The organism is Apibacter sp. B3706 (assembly GCF_011082725.1).
In the GTDB taxonomy this organism is placed as follows: Bacteria; Bacteroidota; Bacteroidia; order Flavobacteriales; family Weeksellaceae; genus Apibacter.
The window spans coordinates 1,086,263-1,108,408 of record NZ_CP049715.1 but is presented as its reverse complement, the minus strand read 5'-3'; the positions used below and the strand labels follow the sequence as shown (position 1 = coordinate 1,108,408).

Genomic DNA, 22,146 nt, shown 5'->3' with positions numbered 1-22,146 from the left:
GAAATAAAATCATATGAAATCGATTTTTTTATTTTTAAGTTTTTGGATAATTCAAATAGGTATGGCACAAGTTATCAATTATGATAAAGAATGGAAGGAAATTGATTTAGAAATGAAGAATGGAGAGTTTAAATCTTTACTTCCTAAAGTTAATCAACTATACATTCAGGCAAAAAAAGAAAATAATTCTTCGGAAATTATTAATTCCTTGATATATCAATATCTAATCTTATCTCAAACTCAAGAGGATAAAGATAATGATCCGTACAAACTTGTAATCCAAAATTTTGAAAAGGAAATGAATTCTTTTAAAGGGATTACTTTGTCCTTAACAAAATCGATGTTAGCAAAAATTTATGAAGATTATTCAATTAGAACTCGTTGGGAAAGAAGAAATATTATAGAAACTGAATTTCATTCCAATGATATTAGCGATTGGTCCACCCATCAACTCATGCAAAAGAGTTTTTCCTTGTATAAAGAATCCATTAAAAATGATCAATTACATAAGAAAGAAAAAACATTACATTGGAAAAACATTTTAAATTCAGATGAAGATATAGAATTATATCCTACTTTATACGATATTTTAGTGTTTCGATATATCCATGCGTTAGAAAAAAACGACTTACCAAGCGAGTTTATTTTAACGCAGAATACAACAGATACCAAGGGGTCTTTGGATAAAAAGAATAAAGAAGAAGAAATTAACGATCTTTATAAAGATTTATACGAATTTCATAAAAATGATCCGGATAAATCAGCTTTTCTAAACGTTAAATTAAAACAAATTGAAAATACTATTCATTCTTCTGAAACTTTGAAGAAAAAAGCAGCTTTAATAGAGAATTTAGCAAATTCTTATCCGACTCAAAAATTTTCCGCCTATTTATATTACAAAGCTGCGAGTATGAATATGAATTCAAATAAAGAAAAAGCATATTCAATTTGTAAAAATGTTACCTATTCTGAAAATAATCCGTGGACTGTAAATTGTAAAAATCTTATCGAAGAAATTCAAAAAATATCCCTCAATGCCTCATTGGATGAAGTTCAATTACCAAATGAAAACATCCCGTTGATAATAGAAGCTACTAATATCAATAAAGTTTATTATCGAATTTTTCAGCTAAATACGGATACTAATACGATGTTAAATTCGACTAATTCAGAATTTATATCCAATGGAATTTATTCCATGGTAAATAAAAAACAGATCAGAAATGGTGTGTTGGAATGGAAGTCGTTTTCAGATTTTAAGACTCATTCCACGTTAAATAAATTGGAAGGTCTTTCCGAAGGAAATTATATGTTGGAATTGTCAACAAATTCATCATTTATACCCAATCAAGAATTAAATTCAGAGTTCAATGGAACCTTATACTTTATGGTCCATGATTGGAGTATTGTTAAATTAGGAAGATATGTAAATCCATTATTTCAATTATTAAATCGTAAAACGGGAAAGGTTTATCCAACTAAATCTATAACTGTATACAAAAAACAAAATAAAAATATAGATTCAAAAAATTTACTTGAGCCCTATACCATTACAACCGATTCACACGGACTTTTTGATTTATCTAAACTCAGCTCAAAATTTGGAGATACTTATATATATATTCCTTCTTCACATTCCTATATGAAACTTCCTTCAAGCATGTACAATGATGAAAGTGATGTAATTAAAAATGATATTCAAAAGATGAGTGCTTTTTTTACGGACAGATCCATCTATAGACCCGGACAAAAAGTTTTTTTTAAAGTAATACTTTATACTAAAGATAAGGATAAAACCTTAGTAGTAAAACAGCAAAAAGTGACTCTATCATTAAATAATGCGAATGGACAGGAAATTTCAACATTAAATTTAACTACAAATGATTACGGAAGTATATTTGGAGAGTTTATTCTGCCTCAAGAAGGTTTGACAGGAAATTATTATATATCTTCCAATTTCAGTAATGATACTCATTATTTTTCAGTAGAAGAATACAAAAGACCAAAATTTGAAATCACATTTGATGATTTTTCAGGAAATTATAAACTAGATGAACAGGTGGAAAGTAAAGGTAAAGCGTTATCATATAACGGATCGCCTGTTTCTGATGCAAAAGTTATTTACAGGGTTGAAAGAAAAGGTTTAGTACCTTTATATAGGATGTATTATCCCATGCCTTATTCAGATCAATCCGAAATAATAGCACATGGAGAAGTAAATACAGATAAAGAGGGAGCTTTTACAATTTCTTATCTCGCAAAGGCTAAAGATGTTAAAAAGGATAATGAATATAGATATTATACCTATATTTTAACCGTAGATGTTACAGATGATACCGGAGAAACCCAAACTAAAAAAACTAAAATTACATTGGGAGATATCCCTCTGCAACTAACCTTACATACACCGGATGTATCCACTCAAAAAGATTTTACTAAACTAATCATACAATCAACTAATTTAAATGAGGTAAAAGTATATGCTCAAGGGATGGTTAACCTATATAAATTAGAAGGTCCATCCAGAATACTTCTTCCAAATAAATTGGCATTCGTTCCGGAATATCAATTATACGATAAAGAATCATTTGTACGTTATTTTCCACATTTACCTTATGCTAAAGATGAGCAGGACCCTTCGGCATGGAAAAAAGAAAAAATAAATACCTATAAATTTGATACTCAAATATCTGATACTCTTAACCTTTCTTCTCCATTATCAAAAGGATTTTATTTAGTGGAAGCTGAAACTGTATTGGGTACTGATACCGTTAAAACTCAAAGAATTATTGAAATAAAAGATGATAAAACATTAAAATCATCAGATTATGAATATTTTAGCGTGAATGCCTCTCAATCATCATATCAGGTAGGAGAAAAAATTGAACTCAACTTTTTTTCTGATTTAAAAAATTCAACAGCCGTTTTACATTTGGAAAGTAACGGGAAATGGATAGTACATAAAGAAATACCTTTAATTAAAGGTAGAGGAACCTATTCCTTTATGGCAACTAAGAATTTTATTAGTGATGGATTATTTGTTTTAACTTATTTGGTTAATGAAAATGGATATCAAGTAAAAAGCTTTCAAATTGAGGTTGTTGAAAAACCTAAAGACTTAAAAATTAAAACTGATGTATTTAGAAATAAGCTAATTCCTGGACAAAAAGAAACTTGGACTTTGACTATTAGCGGGAATGATAAAGATAAAATTGCTGCAGAAGTACTGGCTACAATGTACGACGAGTCTTTAGATCAATTTGCTCCAACTACTTTCACATTCACTCCTTGGAAATATTATACGTATGGGGTATTATATCAATCGGCTTCTACCATTGGTTATAATCTCATTTCAAACAGATTATCAGAAAAGTTACCTAATTTAATTTATAAAAACCCAAAAAATGTTGATTTGAAGGATATATCCATAGGCACTTTATACGATGGGGAAGTGGTAGCTACTTCTGCAATTGCCATTCCTAAAAACGCTGATTATATGCAATCCGATTCAAATTTGGAAAATGGACTTATAGGAAGAAATAGTATACAAAAGATAATAAATCAAGATGCTGATGTAGAAAAGAATCTTTCTCAATTTAAATATCGTACGAATTTAGAAGAAACCGCATTCTTTTATCCTAATCTTTATACAGACGAGAAAGGTAACGTTACATTTTCATTTACCTCACCGGAGGCTTTAACTCAATGGAAACTTCTTATTTTAGCTCACACCAAAGATTTACATACGGGAACAGCCGAATTTCATGCACAAACTCAGAAAGATCTCATGGTGGTGCCTAATCTTCCCAGATTTTTAAGAGAAGGAGATGAACTAACGATACGTACAAAAATTAATAACTTAACCGGAAAAAATATAACAGGAAATGCACGGCTTTTTCTTTTTGATGCATTGACTCAAAAATCGGTAGATAATACATTTAATAATTTATCCCCTGTTATACCTTTCAAAGCAGAACTTTCTAAAAATACCGAAGTAAGTTGGAAAATTAAAGTTCCAAAAAATATTCAAGCCGTCAGTTTACGCATAGTTGCAAATGCAGGTAATTTTTCAGATGGTGAAGAAAGTGTACTTCCCATACTTTCCGATAGGGTATTAATCACCGAATCTATACCTATCAACATAAAAGAAAATGAAACAAAAGAATATCATTTAGATAAGCTTAGTACTCATTCTTCAAAGTCCTTATCTCCATTAAGTTTAAATCTGGAGGTTGCTAGTAACCCTGTATGGCTGGCTATATTTACCATTCCTTATTTAAAGGAATATCCCTATGAAAATTCGGAGCAAGTGTTTAGTCGTTTATATGGGAATGTATTGGCCTCTTTTATAGTAAATACCGTTCCGAATATTAAAAATGTATTAAATGATTGGAATTCTAAAGGGATCAACATATCCAATTTAGAAAAGAATCAAGAATTGAAAAATATACTATTAGAAGAAACCCCTTGGATACGTACCGGTGAAAATGAAACCGAAGAGAAAAAGAGAATTTCTTTGCTGTTCGATTTAAACCAAATGGCTCAAGAAAATGCTAAAGTTCTAGATAAACTTAAAAACTTGCAGAATCCTGATGGTGGTTTTGCTTGGTTTGAAGGAGGAAATTCTAATGCATATATAACTGATAATATTATTGCCGGAATAGGTCAACTCAGAAAAATGTTGGGCATTCAGTATTCGACATATATACCGAATGATCTGGGACAGGTGATTAAAAAAGCTATTGCATATTCCGATCAAAACGCTTTGGATTATATCCATAAAAATCAAATGGAAAAAACAGGAGAGGAGGGCGATTTACTACAGTATTATTATGTAAGAAGTTTTTGGAAAGATCGTTATCCATTACCGTTAGAAACAGAAAACTACAGTAAAGAGATTAACAGAAATTTTACAAAATATTTTAAAAAGTTAGATACACAAAATAAAGCGATGTTGGCCGTCACTTTGCATAGATTTGGATATACAACATCAGCGCAAACTGTGCTTCATAATTTGAAAGAAACATCGGTGAAATCAGAAAATACAGGTATGTATTGGAAAGATAATCTAGCCGGTTGGTCCAGATACCAAACACCGATCGAATCTCAAACTAAAATTATAGAAGCCTTTGCAGAGGTAACTCCCCGGGATATTAATTCTGTAGAAGAAATGAAAATTTGGCTGCTAGGTAATAAACAGACTAATTCTTGGGGCTCTACGAAAGCTACAACTAATGCTTTGTATGCTTTATTGAATTTTGGAAAAGATTGGTCTGAAGGAGAAAAAAATGTGAGCATTTTTAGTGGAAACAAGCAAATTTATCCATCAGTCGATGCTTCCTTGATTCAAACTACAGGATATTTTAAAAAAACATGGAATTCTGAGCAAATGAAATCGGAAATAGGAGATATAAAAATTGAGAAAACATCTCCCGGTATAGCTTGGGGAGGATTATATTATCAATATATTGAAGATTTAGATAAAATAAATGATGCAGGAAATGCAATTAAAATACAGAAAAAATTATTTAAAAAAACGGTATCCGATCAAGGTTTTATATTACAGGAAATTACGAGTAAAAATTATATATCCATCGGTGATGTAATTACTGTAAGACTGATACTAAAAGCAGATCGTGATATGTATTTTATTCATATTAAAGATATGGGAGCATCAGGGTTTGAACCAGTTAATATTTTTTCTTCGTATAAATATCAAAACGGATTAAGTTATTATGAAAGTACCCGCGATTCATCTACTAATTTTTTCTTTGAACATATAAGAAAAGGAACGTATGTGTTTGAATATGAGGTAAGAGCTACTAATAAAGGAGAATTTTCAAACGGGTTTACTTCAGTGCAATCCGTCTATGCGCCTGAAATGTCCGCTCATAGTGGTGTAGATTATATAACAATCAACTGATTTAAAATGTTTAAATTTTAATTTAAACTTAAAAAAATATAAAAAACACATAAACTATTATGTGTTTTTTATATTTGTATCGAAAAATAGATTCTATGAAAAAGTATTTTAGCCTAATCGTTATATATCAATTTTGTTTTGTTTTTTCACAAAGTTATAGTTCATTTACATTTGATTTAAAAGATGGAGATTTACTATTTCAAGAATCCTATGCTAAAAATATGGATAGCGCAATCAAACAGGTTACTTCAGGCATAGATAATTATAATTTTACCCATGTTGGAATGGTATATAAAGATTCTATTACAAAATCATTTAATGTAATTGAAGCAACTCATCCCAAAGTAAAAATTACACCGCTGGAAGAATTTTTAATTCCAAAAAAATATGAAAATAAACCGCCCATTTCTGTTGTTGGAAGATTGAAAGCACCCTATCAAAAATTGATTCCACAAGCGATAAAAGAAGCTCAAAAATTAATAGGTAAAGAATACGATGACGCTTTTGATTTAACTAATGATCAATACTATTGTTCAGAGCTTATATATAAAATTTTGTATATATCCAATGACAATAAAGAAGTATTTCCTTTAAATGTAATGACATTTAAATCCTTAGATACAGGAAAATTTATTCCGTATTGGGAAAGTCATTTTCAAAAATTAGGAATTCCTATTCCGGAAGGAGAATTAGGAATTAATCCGGGAGCTATGTCCAAATCTGATGTCATCGATATCGTTTATTATTATAACCCCTAGATATCAATATGAGGTTTTACATACATCATTAATAAATTCTCATTTGTAAATCATTAATTTAACAAATAAATTAAATTTATCTTAAAATTATTTCAATCTCCTTTCCTCAGCTAAATTATTTATCATACATACAGTTCAATAATCTTCATTTACCTTTAAGTAGTTTATTTAATTGGTATCAAAAATTTATAGATTTTTTGATAGTTTACATATATTAATAAAAAATTATTTATATATACCATTCAATATTCTTACTGTTCATCCAACTAAATTGGATAAAATTTAAAGATCTAATCTAGTTTTTAAAATTTAGTAATACACTATAATGAGATAAAAAAAATCTTCACTTTCATTTCATGGATTTATGTCAATTTTTTTTAATAAATACCTTTATTTATTAATTAGTTAAACATGTTACTTTTGTTTATATAATATAAATATTAAAAAATTACATAAATAATATATAAAAATATATTTTATTATGGTTGATTTTTAGTGATATTATAAATTTTTTATGATATTTAAAATTAAATTTAAATAAAAACAGATATAAATTAATAATTATTTTATATTTGTATAAATTATATAATAATTATTGTATATAAATATAATTTATTTTTTATTTTATATATTTAAATGCTTTAATTATTTGTTAAGTTTATTTATATAAAATAATTGATTTATGAAACACTTTTTACAATTTATTATTTGTTATCTAATTTTTCAAAACAATAGTATATCACAAACTTTTAATTATAACTCTTCTAGCAATCAAATACCTGAAAAAGAATACCAAGCCTTGGTAGATATTTACAACCAATTGAACGGTTCGAATTGGAGTGGATCCAATTCATGGAAAAAATGGGATATAACGGAAAATAATTTACATGAAATAAAATGGGATGGAGTAACAGTAGAAAATGGTCATATAACAGAGTTAAGCCTCTATTATTTTTATGATGTAAAAGGCAAACTACCGACAAGCATAAAAAATTTAGAATACTTAAAAATATTAAATTTATCCTCATATTATATACAAAAAGACTTTCAAGGGACCGATTGGAATGTATTATCCGGATTAAAAAATTTAGAAGTTTTATATCTGTATGGGAATAAAATAAAAGGATCATTACCGGAGAGTTGGGGAGAATTAAAGAAATTAAAGCATTTAGAAGTAAGGTATAACTCAATAAATCAATTACATTCCACCATAGGAAATATGGAAAATTTAATAAGATTAGAATTAGATGGAAATCAAATACAAGAATTACCCCCATCAATTTCTAAATGTAAGTTGGAATATTTAGATCTTTCATATAATAATTTCAAAAAAGTACCGAAAGAACTGGAAGAGATCAAAAGCTTAAAGACAGTAAAATTTTATAGTAATCAAATTTCATCCATAGAGGGATTTTTACCTTATAGCATAACGAATTACAATTTAAGTCAACAAACCATTACTTTACCTCTAATCACATATAAAGGAGAAGATATAGAAATAAGCTTACCCCAACTATTTTTATATAACAGAGCCAAAAATGATTTCAGTCAAAAACCGTCCATGAAACTCTATTTAAGAGGAGAAAAAGTAAGAGGGAATTTACCAATATCAGAAAAAGGGGTGGTTACGATCCCTAATAATTTAATATCCACTATTAAAAAAGGAGATGATCTATATTTATATCAAGATACGTATACACAAAATAATACCTACATGGGAGACAATTATCTACGATTTTCTCAAGTAAATATAGAATTACCGAAAGTACCTGAAAAAGAATACCAAGCCTTAGTAGATATTTATAACCAGCTTAATGGAGCGAACTGGAAAGGATATTATTCTAGTTGGAAAAAATGGGATATAACGGAAAATAATTTACATGAGGTAAAATGGGATGGAATAACGGTAGAGAATGGACATGTTACCGAACTAAGTTTATATTATTTTTATAATGTAAAAGGCAAACTACTGTCAAGCATAAAAAATTTAGAATACTTAAAAATATTAAATTTATCCTCATATTATATACAAAAAGACTTTCGAGGCACCGATTGGAGTATTTTATCAGGATTAAAGAATTTAGAAGTTTTATATCTGTATGGGAATAAAATAGAAGGATCATTACCGGAGAGTTGGGGAGAATTAAAGAAATTAAAGCATTTAGAAGTAAGATATAATTCAATAAATCAATTACATTCCACCATAGGAAATATGGAAAAATTAATAAGATTAGAATTAGATGGAAATCAAATACAAGAATTACCTCCGTCAATTTCTAAATGTAATTTGGAATATTTAGATCTTTCATATAATAATTTCAAAAAAGTACCCAAAGAACTGGAAGAGATCAAAAGCTTAAAGACAGTAAAATTTTATAGTAATCAAATTTCATCCATAGAGGGTTTTTTACCTTATAGCATAACGGATTACAATTTAAGAAAGCAAACCATTACTTTACCTTTATTCACATATAAAGGGGAAGATGTAGAAATAAATTTACCCCAACTATTTTTATATGACAGAGCCAAAAATGATTTCAGTCAAAAACCGTCCATGAAACTCTATTTAAGAGGAGAAAAAGTAAGAGGGAATTTACCAATATCAGAAAAAGGGGTGGTTACGATCCCTAATAATTTAATATCCACTATTAAAAAAGGAGATGATCTATATTTATATCAAGATACGTATACACAAAATAATACCTACATGGGAGACAATTATCTACGATTTTCCCAATTAAATATAGAATTACCGAAAGTACCTGAAAAAGAATACCAAGCCTTAGTAGATATTTATAACCAGCTTAATGGAGCGAACTGGAAAGGATATTATTCTAGTTGGAAAAAATGGGATATAACGGAAAATAATTTACATGAGGTAAAATGGGATGGAATAACGGTAGAGAATGGACATGTTACCGAACTAAGTTTATATTATTTTTATAATGTAAAAGGCAAACTACCGTCAAGCATAAAAAATTTAGAATACTTAAAAATATTAAATTTATCTTCTTATGAGAATATACAAAAAGACTTTCGAGGCACCGATTGGAGTATTTTATCAGGATTAAAGAATTTAGAAGTTTTATATCTGTATGGGAATAAAATAGAAGGATCATTACCGGAGAGTTGGGGAGAATTAAAGAAATTAAAGCATTTAGAAGTAAGATATAATTCAATAAATCAATTACATTCCACCATAGGAAATATGGAAAAATTAATAAGATTAGAATTAGATGGAAATCAAATACAAGAATTACCTCCGTCAATTTCTAAATGTAATTTGGAATATTTAGATCTTTCATATAATAATTTCAAAAAAGTACCCAAAGAACTTGAAGAGATCAAAAGCTTAAAGACAGTAAAATTTTATAGTAATCAAATTTCATCCATAGAGGGTTTTTTACCTTATAGCATAACGGATTACAATTTAAGAAAGCAAACCATTACTTTACCTTTATTCACATATAAAGGGGAAGATGTAGAAATAAATTTACCCCAACTATTTTTATATGACAGAGCCAAAAATGATTTCAGTCAAAAACCGTCTATGAAACTCTATTTAAGAGGAGAAAAAGTAAGAGGGAATTTACCAATATCAGAAAAAGGGGTGGTTACGATCCCTAATAATTTAATATCCACTATTAAAAAAGGAGATGATCTATATTTATATCAAGATACGTATACACAAAATAATACCTACATGGGAGACAATTATCTACGATTTTCTCAAGTAAATATAGAATTACCGAAAGTACCTGAAAAAGAATACCAAGCCTTAGTAGATATTTATAACCAGCTTAATGGAGCGAACTGGAAAGGATATTATTCTAGTTGGAAAAAATGGGATATTACGGAGAATAATTTACATGAGATACCATGGAGTGGAGTAACAGTAGAAAATGGACATGTCACCGGACTTAGTTTATATTATTTTTATAATGTAAAAGGTAAACTACCGGAAAGTATTATAAACCTTGAATACATAAAAATTTTAAATTTTAATTCCTATTACTTAGATGCTATAGATATAAGCAATTCAAATTTGGAAGTACTATCGAAATTAAAGAATTTAGAATATTTAAATTTATCAAGATGTAAAATACAAGGAGTTTTACCTGAAAGTTGGGGAGAAATGGGGAAATTAAAAACGTTGATTATAAGTAAGAATGATATAAGTCAATTACATTCCACTATAGGAAATATGGAAAAATTAATAAGATTAGAATTAGATGGAAATCAAATACATGACCTACCAAAATCATTAATTCAAAATCATTGGGCAATTTCAAATATAAATTTTAAAAATCAAACTATTAAAATTTCAGAATTAGAAACGGGCACTAATGAATTGATTATCAAACTTCCGCAAATTTGTGTTTTCTCCATAAACAACGGATCTTCAAACCTTAATGGAAAATATATTTTTAATATATATATTAATAATGTAAGAAAGGGATCAACGTATTCTAATAACGGAATGTTATATTTTAAGGATATAGCTTCGTGGGGAGTAAAATATGGAGATAAGGTAAGAATTGAACAAACGGAAGGATATGCACAAGGCACAAACATATATTATGATAAATTAACTTTCGGTAGACAGGTGGAAGCTACTGAATTTGAAATTTTAAAAAAGTTTCATTCTTCTACATTAGGATTTCTATGGAAAAATAAATGGGATGTGTCGAAAAATAATCTTCATTTAGAAAATTGGTATGGTGTAGGAATTAAAGATGGACATATAATATCCATTTCTTTACCGAATAATTTATTGAAGGGAACTATTCCTGAGGAAATTTCAGGATTGAAATCTCTTGAAGTTCTAAATTTAAACTCAAACGAAATCGAAGGAGAATTACCCATATCATTAGGTAATTTAAAAAAATTAAAGATTTTAAATGTTTTAAGTAATAAAATATCCGGAAACATTCCTGCCTCATTGTCAGAATCAAAAGAACTAAAAAAATTGATTTTATCTAATAATAATTTTTCCGGGACTATTCATTCTCAAGTGTTAAATGAATTAAAAGAAATAAATGAGCTTGATTTATCGAATAATTCTTTTACCGATATCGATCATCCATTAACTTTTAACAATGCAGATATACGAAATCAAGAGAGCAGCAAAGATGAATATTTAGAATTAAAAGATGATAAAATTATCGTTAAACTAAATAAAATTAATTTATACGATACTAAAAATTCTGATTTCAAAGCTAAAAATACATTTTACTTACAGGCTAATAATTTAAATATATCCAAAAGTACAGCTAAAGACAGTTTGGTCATTTTCTCAGATATAAATATATCAGAAATACCCGATAATGCTTCTATAGCCATTTGGCAATCAGACGGTTCTGCGTCAGGTTCACATAACCGATATAAAGGCATTGTACGACAATCTACCACTCCGGTCTTTGACGAAGAATATCGAGCTTTGGTGAAGCTATACCAAAAAACAAACGGTAATCAATGGAAAGAAAAATGGGATATTTCATCGAATAATCTACATATACAATCTTGGAAAGGGATAATTCATAATGAAGGACATATCATTGAAATAAATCTTTCCGACAATAATTTAAACGGAATAATTCCGAAAGAAATAGCAGATTTACCTAAACTTAAATCGATAAATCTTTCTTCTAACCGTATAAATGGTATTGAAAAAATAATTCCATCAAATGTAACAGTCATTTTGGATCGTCAAACTATTGATTTAGGAAAATTACCATTATCTGATCAAACTGTGATAAAAGATACAAGCATAAATCGATACGATCATAAATCACAAAAATTTATTAATCAAAGTTATTCGATCACTATTGGTGATTTCAGTAAGAATATAACTATACCAGAAAAAGGTATAAAATTAGTAGACTTAATTCAACGATGGAATATTCCAACCAATCAAGAGTTAACCTTAAAACAGATATCAGGCACAACAAAATATAGTAATATAAGCTATATTTTGACATATAAAGACGGAGATTCAAATATGGATGGAGTAGTTAATGTTCTTGACATACAAACAATTTTAAATTATTTGCAATCTATTTATCCTAAATATTTTAATTATTCCGCTTCTGATATAAATAAGGATTCTGATATAAATTTACTGGATGTATTACTATTAGTAAATCAGATTCAGAGCAATACTTTAGAAAAAAATCCTCAAATTAAAAATGAAGTAACTTCTCGAAACTTGACTAATAATTTAAGTATTGAAAACAACATTTTATATTTAGAAAATTTTGATCAAACGGTTTCAGCTTTTGATATTCGATTAAAAGGTGGATTAAATGAAAATATAATATCCTTACTAAATCCAAAAGATTTTACTTTGCATGTTTCTAAGAATCATGAACTAATTAGTATACTATGCTTTAGCACTAAAGATGGACTTAAAGTTGGAAAACATCCCATAGCTCAAATTCCTTCAGGTAGTAAAATTGTATCTGGACTATTGTCCAATGAAAAGGCCGAAGAAATTGTGTTCCAAATTAATGGTAAATTATTAAATATTGATGATACTAATGAAGCTAATGATTTATCGAATAAAGTAACTAATACACCTAATCCTTTTTCAGAGAAAACTTTTATAAAGTATTATCTTCCGGATAATGCATTAGATGTTCATTTAACTTTATATGATCTTCAAGGAAGGGTAGTAAAGGTTGTAAAAAATTTGCCGGTAAATCAAGGAAATTGTAAGTATACTTTATTCAAAAGCAACCTCACGCCAGGTGTATATATCTATTTTTTAGAACAAAAATTTAGAAATTATAAGAAAACATATAAAAGAAAAATCTTAGTAACCGATTAATAAAAATAATGATTATGAAAATAAAAACGCTATTTAAAATCGTTTTTACATTATGCATAACTATGTTATCTGCTCAGAATAGTTTACAAATTCCGAGTGTATCAGCAAGTATAGGTGAAAAAACGAAAATAAATATAGATTTAACTAATAGTGATCCTATTATTGGTGTAGAATTTACATTAGTAGTTCCAAAAGGTTTAATCGTATATGATAAAGAAAGTATTTTGAAGCAAGATCGTAAAGGAGAAGATCATGTACTATTTACTAATTTGGATAAAGATGGGAATTATCATTTCATGGTATTTTCCTATACTAATAAAGTCTTTAAAGGAAATAGAGGAACTCTTATTGAAATTCCTATTGAAATACCAATTACTTATAAAGATGGACAATCTTTTGATATTTTATTAAAAAATGTTATAGTAAGTTCAACTAAAATTCAGGATGTAGGTTCTAACCATCAAGGAGGAAAATTGCTAATTAAAAAAGATTTTTCTCCCGATTTAGAAGTTTCTGAAGTTACAACTTTAGGGTCAGAAGCTGTACCCGATAAAAAACTTACAGCTTCGTGGAAAGTTAAAAATTTAGGAAAAAAAATTGCCGTAGGAGGTTGGACAGAACAAGTGTATCTTGTTTCAGAGATAAACGATCAAAAATATTTATTAGGTTCAATTTTTTATAAAAATGATTTAAATCAAAATGATAATATTATAAGGCAAGGAGAATTTAAATTACCTAAAATTATCGGGTTTGATGGAAATTGTAAATTAGAAGTAAATATTATTGCTGAATCATCTGTGAAAGAGCCTGATTCGGATAAAGATAACAATAAAGCACTTTCTGCTAATTCAATATTTTTAAATAAAGTATTATTTATTGAAATTGATAAAAATAAAATTCTTGAAAATTCTGAAGATAAAATTAAAATAGTGTTAAACCGAAGCGGAGATATATCAAAAGATCAAACTTTTACTATTCAAAGTTCTATAAAAAATCAGTTTGCACTTCCGGAATCCATTACCATTAAAAATGGGGCATCTACAGCAGTTATTTATGCGAAACCCATAGATAATACGAATATTGACGGTGATAGAACAGTAAGGATTACATTTTCAGGGAATGATTATAAAGAGACTTTTTTTGATATAACAATTATAGATGATGAAATACCATCATTTAATATAACTGCTTCTTCTAATAATTTAAATCCGGGAGATAAAAGTAAAATTACCTTGCATTTTATGCAAGTTCCTTCTACTGATATTAAAGTTAATTTAGAAACAGATTACAATAAACGATTAAAAATCCCGGATGAACTGTTGATAAAAGCAGGAATGAAAGAAGTTTCATTTGATGTTGAAGCAATTGAAACCAAAGTTCCAGAAGCCGAACTTTCAGCGAAAATCACCGCGCGCGCTGTCGGCTATAAACAGGAGAGTATTAACATAAAATTAAATAAAGCTAACATCCCTTCCTTTGAATTTATCATATCTCCTACAACAATTTCTGAGGGAGATGGGACTTACGCAACTACAGCAATTATTAGAAGGTTAGATAATACGGAAAGTAATGCTACCCTTCTGTTAAAAACGGATATAGCGGATGCTTTACTTATTCCTTCAAAACTAGTTTTTACACCCGGACAAACTCAAAAGAAATTTTCAATAGGAGTAGTAGATAATTCTATAGTTGACAGCACCAGAGTAGTTACCGTTACTGCATCCCTATATATTCCAGGTTGTGGATGTAGTGGTGCATCTAGTGGAATATCGGGGACAGAATATAAAAGTAAAGTAACAATTTTAGATAATGATGGCTTATCCTTACTAGTTAAAGCAAATCCATCTACAGTAAAAGCAGGAATTAAAAAAGCAGCAAAAATTATTATATCTCGAAATACGGTAAGAAATGAAGATCTTACTAAATCACTTTTAGTAAAACTTTCATCTGATTCGCCAACAATTTTGGAAATTCCACAAACGGTTGAGATACCCTCAGGAAAACAATCTGTTGAAGTAACAATTAATACATTAATTGACCCAACGATTAAAGGAGATCAAACGATTAGGATACAGGCAGAAGCGCAGGATTATAATTCCGGGTTCGGTTGGATATTAGTTACCGATCAAAATAAGCCTGATGCAATTATAAATTCAATTATTGCCCCGGAAACAGTAGAGGGAGGGCAAGTTACAGAGATATCAATCGAAATTAAAAATCAAGGATTTTCTGTGCTTCCTAAAGGAATGAAAATAGAATACTATTTATCAACAAATACATCGATAAAAGATTTAAAACCTTTTGATGAGGCGGTAATTGAAAATGAAATCAATCCCGGTAAAAGTATAGATTTTAAACATACAATTCAATTACCGGATCGGGCAGGTGCTTTTAACTTAGTGGCAGTTCTAAATTCAGATAAGAATATAGAAGAATTAACATATACTAACAATGAATCCTATAAAGAAATAGAGTTAAAACCTTCTTATACAGCGGATATACAGGTTGATAGAAAAGTTTATAAACCGGGGGAAATCATAACCATGAAAGGTTCGGCAAAATATATTAATGGAAGTTTAGCCGCTAATAAGCCTGTTGAAATAAGCATAAATAACGGAGGTTTTGTAAGATCGTTTACTATAACAACCAATGCCACAGGAAATTTTGCTTATGATTTTGCTCCTCTCCAAGGAGAAAACGGATTTTATGAAATAGCCGCCGGCTATCCGGGAATAAAAGTTAAGGCACAAGATGATTTCAATTTATTAGGAGTAGAGTGGGTTAATAAACCATCGGACTATTTGAAATGGGAGGTCACCGAAGGACAAAGATTGGAAGGAGAGTTTAAATTGAAAAATAATACTCGAACAACACTCACTAATATACAAGTGAAATTACCAACTGCTGCTGATTTTAAACTGGAAACTAAATCACTAAATCTAAATGCCGGTGAGGAAGGTGTTTTAAAATACACCCTTATTCCTAATGCAGCATCGTCAGTAAGAAAATATTATGAAATAAGAGCAGAATTTATTTCAGATGAAGGGGCTAAAACTCCTTTTACCTCTTGGTATTATTGTCATACGGAAAAAGCTAAGCTCATAGTAGATCCTGTAACTATAAACACGAGCATGGTCAAAGGAAAATCGAGATTATATGAAGTAAAAGTTGTAAATATAGGTTCAACCGAAGCTAAAAATATAAAAATAGATGTTCCTAAATTGGAATGGTTAAAATTGAAATCTCCTGAGAAAATTGATAAATTAGAAGCCTCAGATACATTAAAAATAGTATTAGAATTAAAACCAACGGATAAGCAACAAATAAATGTACCTTTAAAAGGAAGTATAGCTCTTAATTTATCTAATGGAAATGGGATTAGTATTCCTTTTACTATTGAAACTGTATCAGAAAATAAAGGAAATTTACAAATAGATGTTGTTGATGAGTACACTTACAATACAGAGAAAGCACCGCATGTACAAGGAGCTAAAGTGATTGTTCGTCATCCGTATACAGGAGTCATAGTTGCACAAGGTACTACTGATAGTACCGGAATATTTTCAGCTGAAAATTTACCTGAAGGTTGGTATTCGGTCTTAGTATCTGCTAATAAGCATGATTCTTATCAAAATAATTTTGAGATAGAACCTGGAAAAACGAATAGAAAATCGGTATTTTTATCTTATCAAGCGGTTTCGTATGAATGGAATGTAAAACCCACGGAAATAGAAGATCAATACGAGATGGATTTAGATGTTACTTTTGAAACCAATGTTCCTATGCCAGTTATAACGATGAATATTGGTAATCCAATATTGGATTTAGAAGATGGTCAAAGTAGAATGGACCATATTATGTTAACTAATCATGGATTAATTAAAGCCCAAAAAATTTCTATAGGAATTGGTGAAGTTGATGATTATATTATAACTCCTTTAAATACTTATATAGAATATTTAAATGCTAAATCTTCAATTACTATTCCTGTATTAATTATTAAGAAAAACAATACAAATCAATCTGAATTATTAAAATCTAAAAAATCATGTAGAGCAGTACCTTTTGGAACATATTATTATGAGTGTGATGCTGATGGAAATTGGAAGCGAATGGAAGGGAAACCCTATATAAAAAAAATATGTGATGATAATAATAATAATGAATTAAATTCGTCAGAGGACTCAAATAATGATTTTTTAGGCCCAAATATAGATAATCAAATAAATCCTAATAGTATATTAAATATAATAAAAGTAAATACACACACGATTGATTGTAGAAAATGTTCAGCCGAAGGAATAAGTATAATATTAAATTGTGCTGGTGCAATAATTGGTACTTTCGGACCTATAGGAGCAACAATTAGTGTAGCATTAGGAGCAGCGGATGCAATAATGTTGGCAACAGTAACTGGTGAAAGACCTAATTCCCGTGCAACTAAATTATATGTTGGAACTCAGATGGCAACCATTTCATCACATGCTAAACCAAGTACACTTACAAATAATTTTTCTTCAATAATGGGTGTAATATCTTGCGCAAATAGTATAAGTTCATGGTTAGAAGATGAATGCTATAAGAGCTTTTTGCGTAAAAAAATATATGCAAAAAATTTAATTGACATAGGTAACAATAAGACTCTAATTTATATTGATAAATATATTAAAGCCATGGAGTATTATAATGAGATGGTAAATTTACTTTTTGGATATGATTCCTGGATGAATGAAGAGATCGAAAATGTTAAAAATTTAATAAATTTAATGCATGAAAATAGTGATAATGGTTATTTTACTGAAGATAAAATTATTTATATATCTAATGAATTTAATGGATCCATCGTCAGCAAAGATGAAGTAATAACTTACTTAAAAAAATGGAATAAAAGCATGGACTCTTATATTAAAAATGAAGTTAATGAAGGGTATATAGATTTTAATAAATTTTATGATATAAGTTTAAAATTGGATTCTTTAGAAAAATATGCTATTTCAGAAGGTTTTAAGCCGTCTGAAATTAATATAGCTAAAGATAATAATACAAATAATAATTCAGCGCTAGTTTCGATGATGGAGGCGGTAATGGAAAGCTTAACCAATTTTGCAGAAAAACATTCTGATGAAGAAAATAAAACTTCTGTATGCGCAACAATCACCGTTCGATTTTCGCAAAAAATGACTATGACTCGAGAAGCATTTGAGGGAACTTTAAATATTAATAACAGCTCTTCTAAAGAAATAAAAGATATCAATTTAAATTTGGTAATCACTGATGAAAATAACAAAGATGTAACTCATTTATTCCAAATTAATAAGGACGAATTTTTAAACGGATCCGGAATAGTAGGAGCTAATTCAAATGGTATAGGAACAGTTATCTATATTCCGACCAAAGAAGCAGCGCCTACCGTATCAAAATCATATTCGTTTGGTGGAACCTTATCTTATTTGGATCCGGAAACCGGAGAAAAAGTATCAGCAAAATTATTTCCGGTAACCTTACAAGTAAATCCAAGTCCCGATTTAGTATTGCATTATTTTATGCAACGAGATATTATCGGTGACGATCCATTAACGGAAAAAGTAGAGCCAATGGTGCCGGCAGAAATGTCTTTATTAATTAAAAATGAAGGGTATGGAACTGCAAAAAATGTTCAAGTACAATCCATGCAACCGGAAATAATCGAAAATAGAAAAGGCTTATTGATAGATTTTGAAATGATCGGCAGTAGAATGAACAATCAACCGAAGCAATTAGGATTGTTAAATATCGATTTCGGTTCAATTGCGCCGCAAAAAGCTATGGTTGGTCAATGGTGGTTTACCAGCACTTTATTAGGACATTTTGTAAAATACGATATTAAGGTAAAACATTTAAATAGTTATGGAAATAAAGATTTAAGTTTGATCAAGGAATACCATATACATGAATTAATTAAAAGTGTAAAAGCATACGGCAAAGGTCAAGATGATATTTCTGATTTCTTGGTAAATGATATTCCAGATTTAAATGATACGCCGGATATGATTTATTATTCTAACGGTGAAAGTGAGGAAGTATCTCAAGTTTCTGCCGCTAAAGTAACTAACGAAATATCACCATCGCAAGTTACTACACAGTTAAGCATTACACCTTCTTTCATAGGTTGGAATTATGGAAATATTACCGATCCGGGTAAAGATTTGTATAAGTTGATTAAAGTTATTCGTAATTCAGATAATTTAGAATTACCTATTGAAAATTTCTGGCAAACTTTTGTAACCTTAAGAGACGGAAAAGATCCTAAATATGAAAATAAACTTCATTTCGTAGATAAAGTAGAGAGAACCACTACCTATACACTATATTATACGCCCATAGACACGAATGTTCCGAAAGTAGTGTCATTTGCGAATATTCCTGAGCAAACCACTACACAACCCGTTGAGTATGTGGAAGTACATTTTAACAAACCCATACAGAAACAAACATTTAGTTATAAGAATCTACGTCTGATACATCAAGGAGCAGAAATTAAATTATCACAAGATAATGTTAAAATAGGTATAACTAATGATTCTGTATTTGTTGTGGATTTAAAAGCATTAACTCGTTCTTCAGGATATTATGAATTAACGGTTCAATGTGCGGGAATTAAAGATCTTAAAGGAAATGAAGGAACAGAAGGAAAATCAGTTTCTTGGACTCAGGTCATCGGAGAATTGGGAATTATGCAGTTTACCTCAGATCAACTTAATTCACAACCTTTAAACAGTATAGAAATCATTTTCAATAAAAAAATAGCTTCGAAGCAATTTAATAAAGAAAAAATTTCTTTAAATGGAAAACCTTTGGAAAACATTACCATAACTAATGTAGCCGGAGGCATAAAATATACAATAAGTGGTTTGAATGAATATAATGTCGAAAACGGTAATTATGAATTAGAGGTAAATTTACCGGAAATGGTAGCAGAAGACGGATCAAAAGGTTTGATAGTACAAAAATTCTCATGGAAAGTAGATAAAAATCTTCCGGAAGTTGATCAATTTGAGCTTCAATATCAAGGTGCTGTACATGCGCAAAATGTAACGGATGTTCTTATAACCCTTAACAAACCGATCACTTCTGAATTTTTGCCTGAATGGGTTCAGTTAATTAAAGGATCTGAAAATCAAAAAGCTTTAATTACGGTAACTAAACAAGATGAAATACATTATTTAATTTCAGGATTAGGTAACTATACTCAGTCAGAAGGATCTTATAAGCTACTAGTAAATCAAGAAGGATTTATAGATGAATTTGGAAATTATGGTACCGGTTCTGTAAATAAAAATTGGACGGTTCGTTTCGAAAAGCCTCTGTCAGTAATTAATATGCACTTAACACCCGATAGAGGTATATCATCAACAGATAATATCACTTCCGGAGATGATGTTATGTTGCAGATGGAAACCGTTGAAGATCATAGAAAAGTTATTATATATATGGGTACTATATCCGATGAAACAATAATTCAAGAAATAGTTCAAGATAATAAAGGATTGATAGAGTTACCCATAGGTAACATTAAAGGCAAAAATAAATTCATAGCGATAGTTTACGACTCATATGGAAATGCTAGTAGTCCTGTAGTATTAGATACTTACATTGACGGAAACGAACTTTCAGCTAATTTCTTGCAAATTACAAAAAGAACTGTTTCATGTTCAGAGATAGAACATATCAAATTAAATTTTACTGAAGATATAGTAAAATCGGATTTAAATGTTGATGCATTAGTGATCGAATCGGCAGGGATAAAAATATCAGGTAAAGATTTAATAATAAATTCAATATCTGACAGAGAGTTTGAAATTTCGAATTTGGAAAGTCTAAAAAATAATGGTGATATAAGTTTAGGAGTAAATTTGAATTATCTCCATAAAAAAATTAGCGGATTGCAAGGAAACGGTATAGTATCTATACAATTAGGTGAAATCCAATACTTTGAATCAGAAATTTCCGGTTCTGAAACCTCATCAGTTAATGCGGTTGAAAACTATGTAGCCGCTTCAGACATGAATTCATATAAATGGACAGTTACCGGAGGTGAGATTGTTAATGAAAATAAAAACGTACTATCAGTAAAATGGAAGGAAAAAGGAGATCAAACTATTACGTTGGAATATCAAACACCAACATTCTGCAACAAGTCAACATCAATAAAAGTAAAAGTAGATAATTCTTTATCCATTGATGAAATTGAAATTACTGATACTAAAACGTTAAAATTAGTACCGGTTCCTAATAAAGGGATTTTTACCTTGTTGATGAAAGGTAAAGAAGGAAATTTCAATTTGTCAATTTATGATTTAAGCGGACGAAAAATTTATAGTGAAGAAAAAATAAAAGTAACTGATAACTTTAAGAAACTAATTAATATAAGTCCAATTCAGAGTGGAGTATATTATCTGATTTTACATAACAGTAAAGAAGCATATAAACTTAAATTTACAGTAGAATAATTGATTTAATCTCACAAAAAAGCCCTTTTTTTAAAAGGGCTTTTTTTATAGAATATAAATTATAAAAAAATTAAACAGAGATAAAATTATGTGAAATATAAAAATGTAAACTTATTGTGATGTTTAACATATTTTTTATAAATATAT

4 protein-coding genes are annotated in these 22,146 nt (G+C 29.1%); all 4 read left to right on the top strand.

Features of this window, described 5'->3' with window-relative positions; genetic code table 11:
* The first annotated feature begins 13 nt into the window (after positions 1–13).
* Positions 14–5,923 (top strand): alpha-2-macroglobulin family protein, encoded by a 5,910-nt coding sequence (locus G8C41_RS04960; RefSeq protein WP_166006441.1) that lies wholly within the window; start codon positions 14–16, stop codon positions 5,921–5,923.
* 95 nt (positions 5,924–6,018) lie between these two features.
* Positions 6,019–6,681 (top strand): YiiX/YebB-like N1pC/P60 family cysteine hydrolase, encoded by a 663-nt coding sequence (locus G8C41_RS04955; protein ID WP_166006439.1) that lies wholly within the window; start codon positions 6,019–6,021, stop codon positions 6,679–6,681.
* A 682-nt stretch (positions 6,682–7,363) separates the two neighbouring features.
* Entirely contained in the window at positions 7,364–13,510 is a 6,147-nt protein-coding gene (locus G8C41_RS04950) for a dockerin type I domain-containing protein (protein ID WP_166006436.1), read from the top strand.
* A 14-nt stretch (positions 13,511–13,524) separates the two neighbouring features.
* The gene (locus tag G8C41_RS04945) at positions 13,525–21,999 is read left to right on the top strand and encodes a carboxypeptidase regulatory-like domain-containing protein (protein ID WP_166006434.1); all 8,475 of its coding nucleotides are present in this window, start codon (positions 13,525–13,527) and stop codon (positions 21,997–21,999) included.
* Positions 22,000–22,146 lie beyond the last annotated feature (147 nt).

Bases quoted from the DNA above. Each gene is read 5' to 3' on its own strand.
- G8C41_RS04960 (WP_166006441.1), top strand. From the start codon at position 14: ATGAAATCGATTTTTTTATTTTTAAGTTTTTGGATAATTCAAATAGGT.
- G8C41_RS04955 (WP_166006439.1), top strand. From the start codon at position 6,019: ATGAAAAAGTATTTTAGCCTAATCGTTATATATCAATTTTGTTTTGTT.
- G8C41_RS04950 (WP_166006436.1), top strand. From the start codon at position 7,364: ATGAAACACTTTTTACAATTTATTATTTGTTATCTAATTTTTCAAAAC.
- G8C41_RS04945 (WP_166006434.1), top strand. From the start codon at position 13,525: ATGAAAATAAAAACGCTATTTAAAATCGTTTTTACATTATGCATAACT.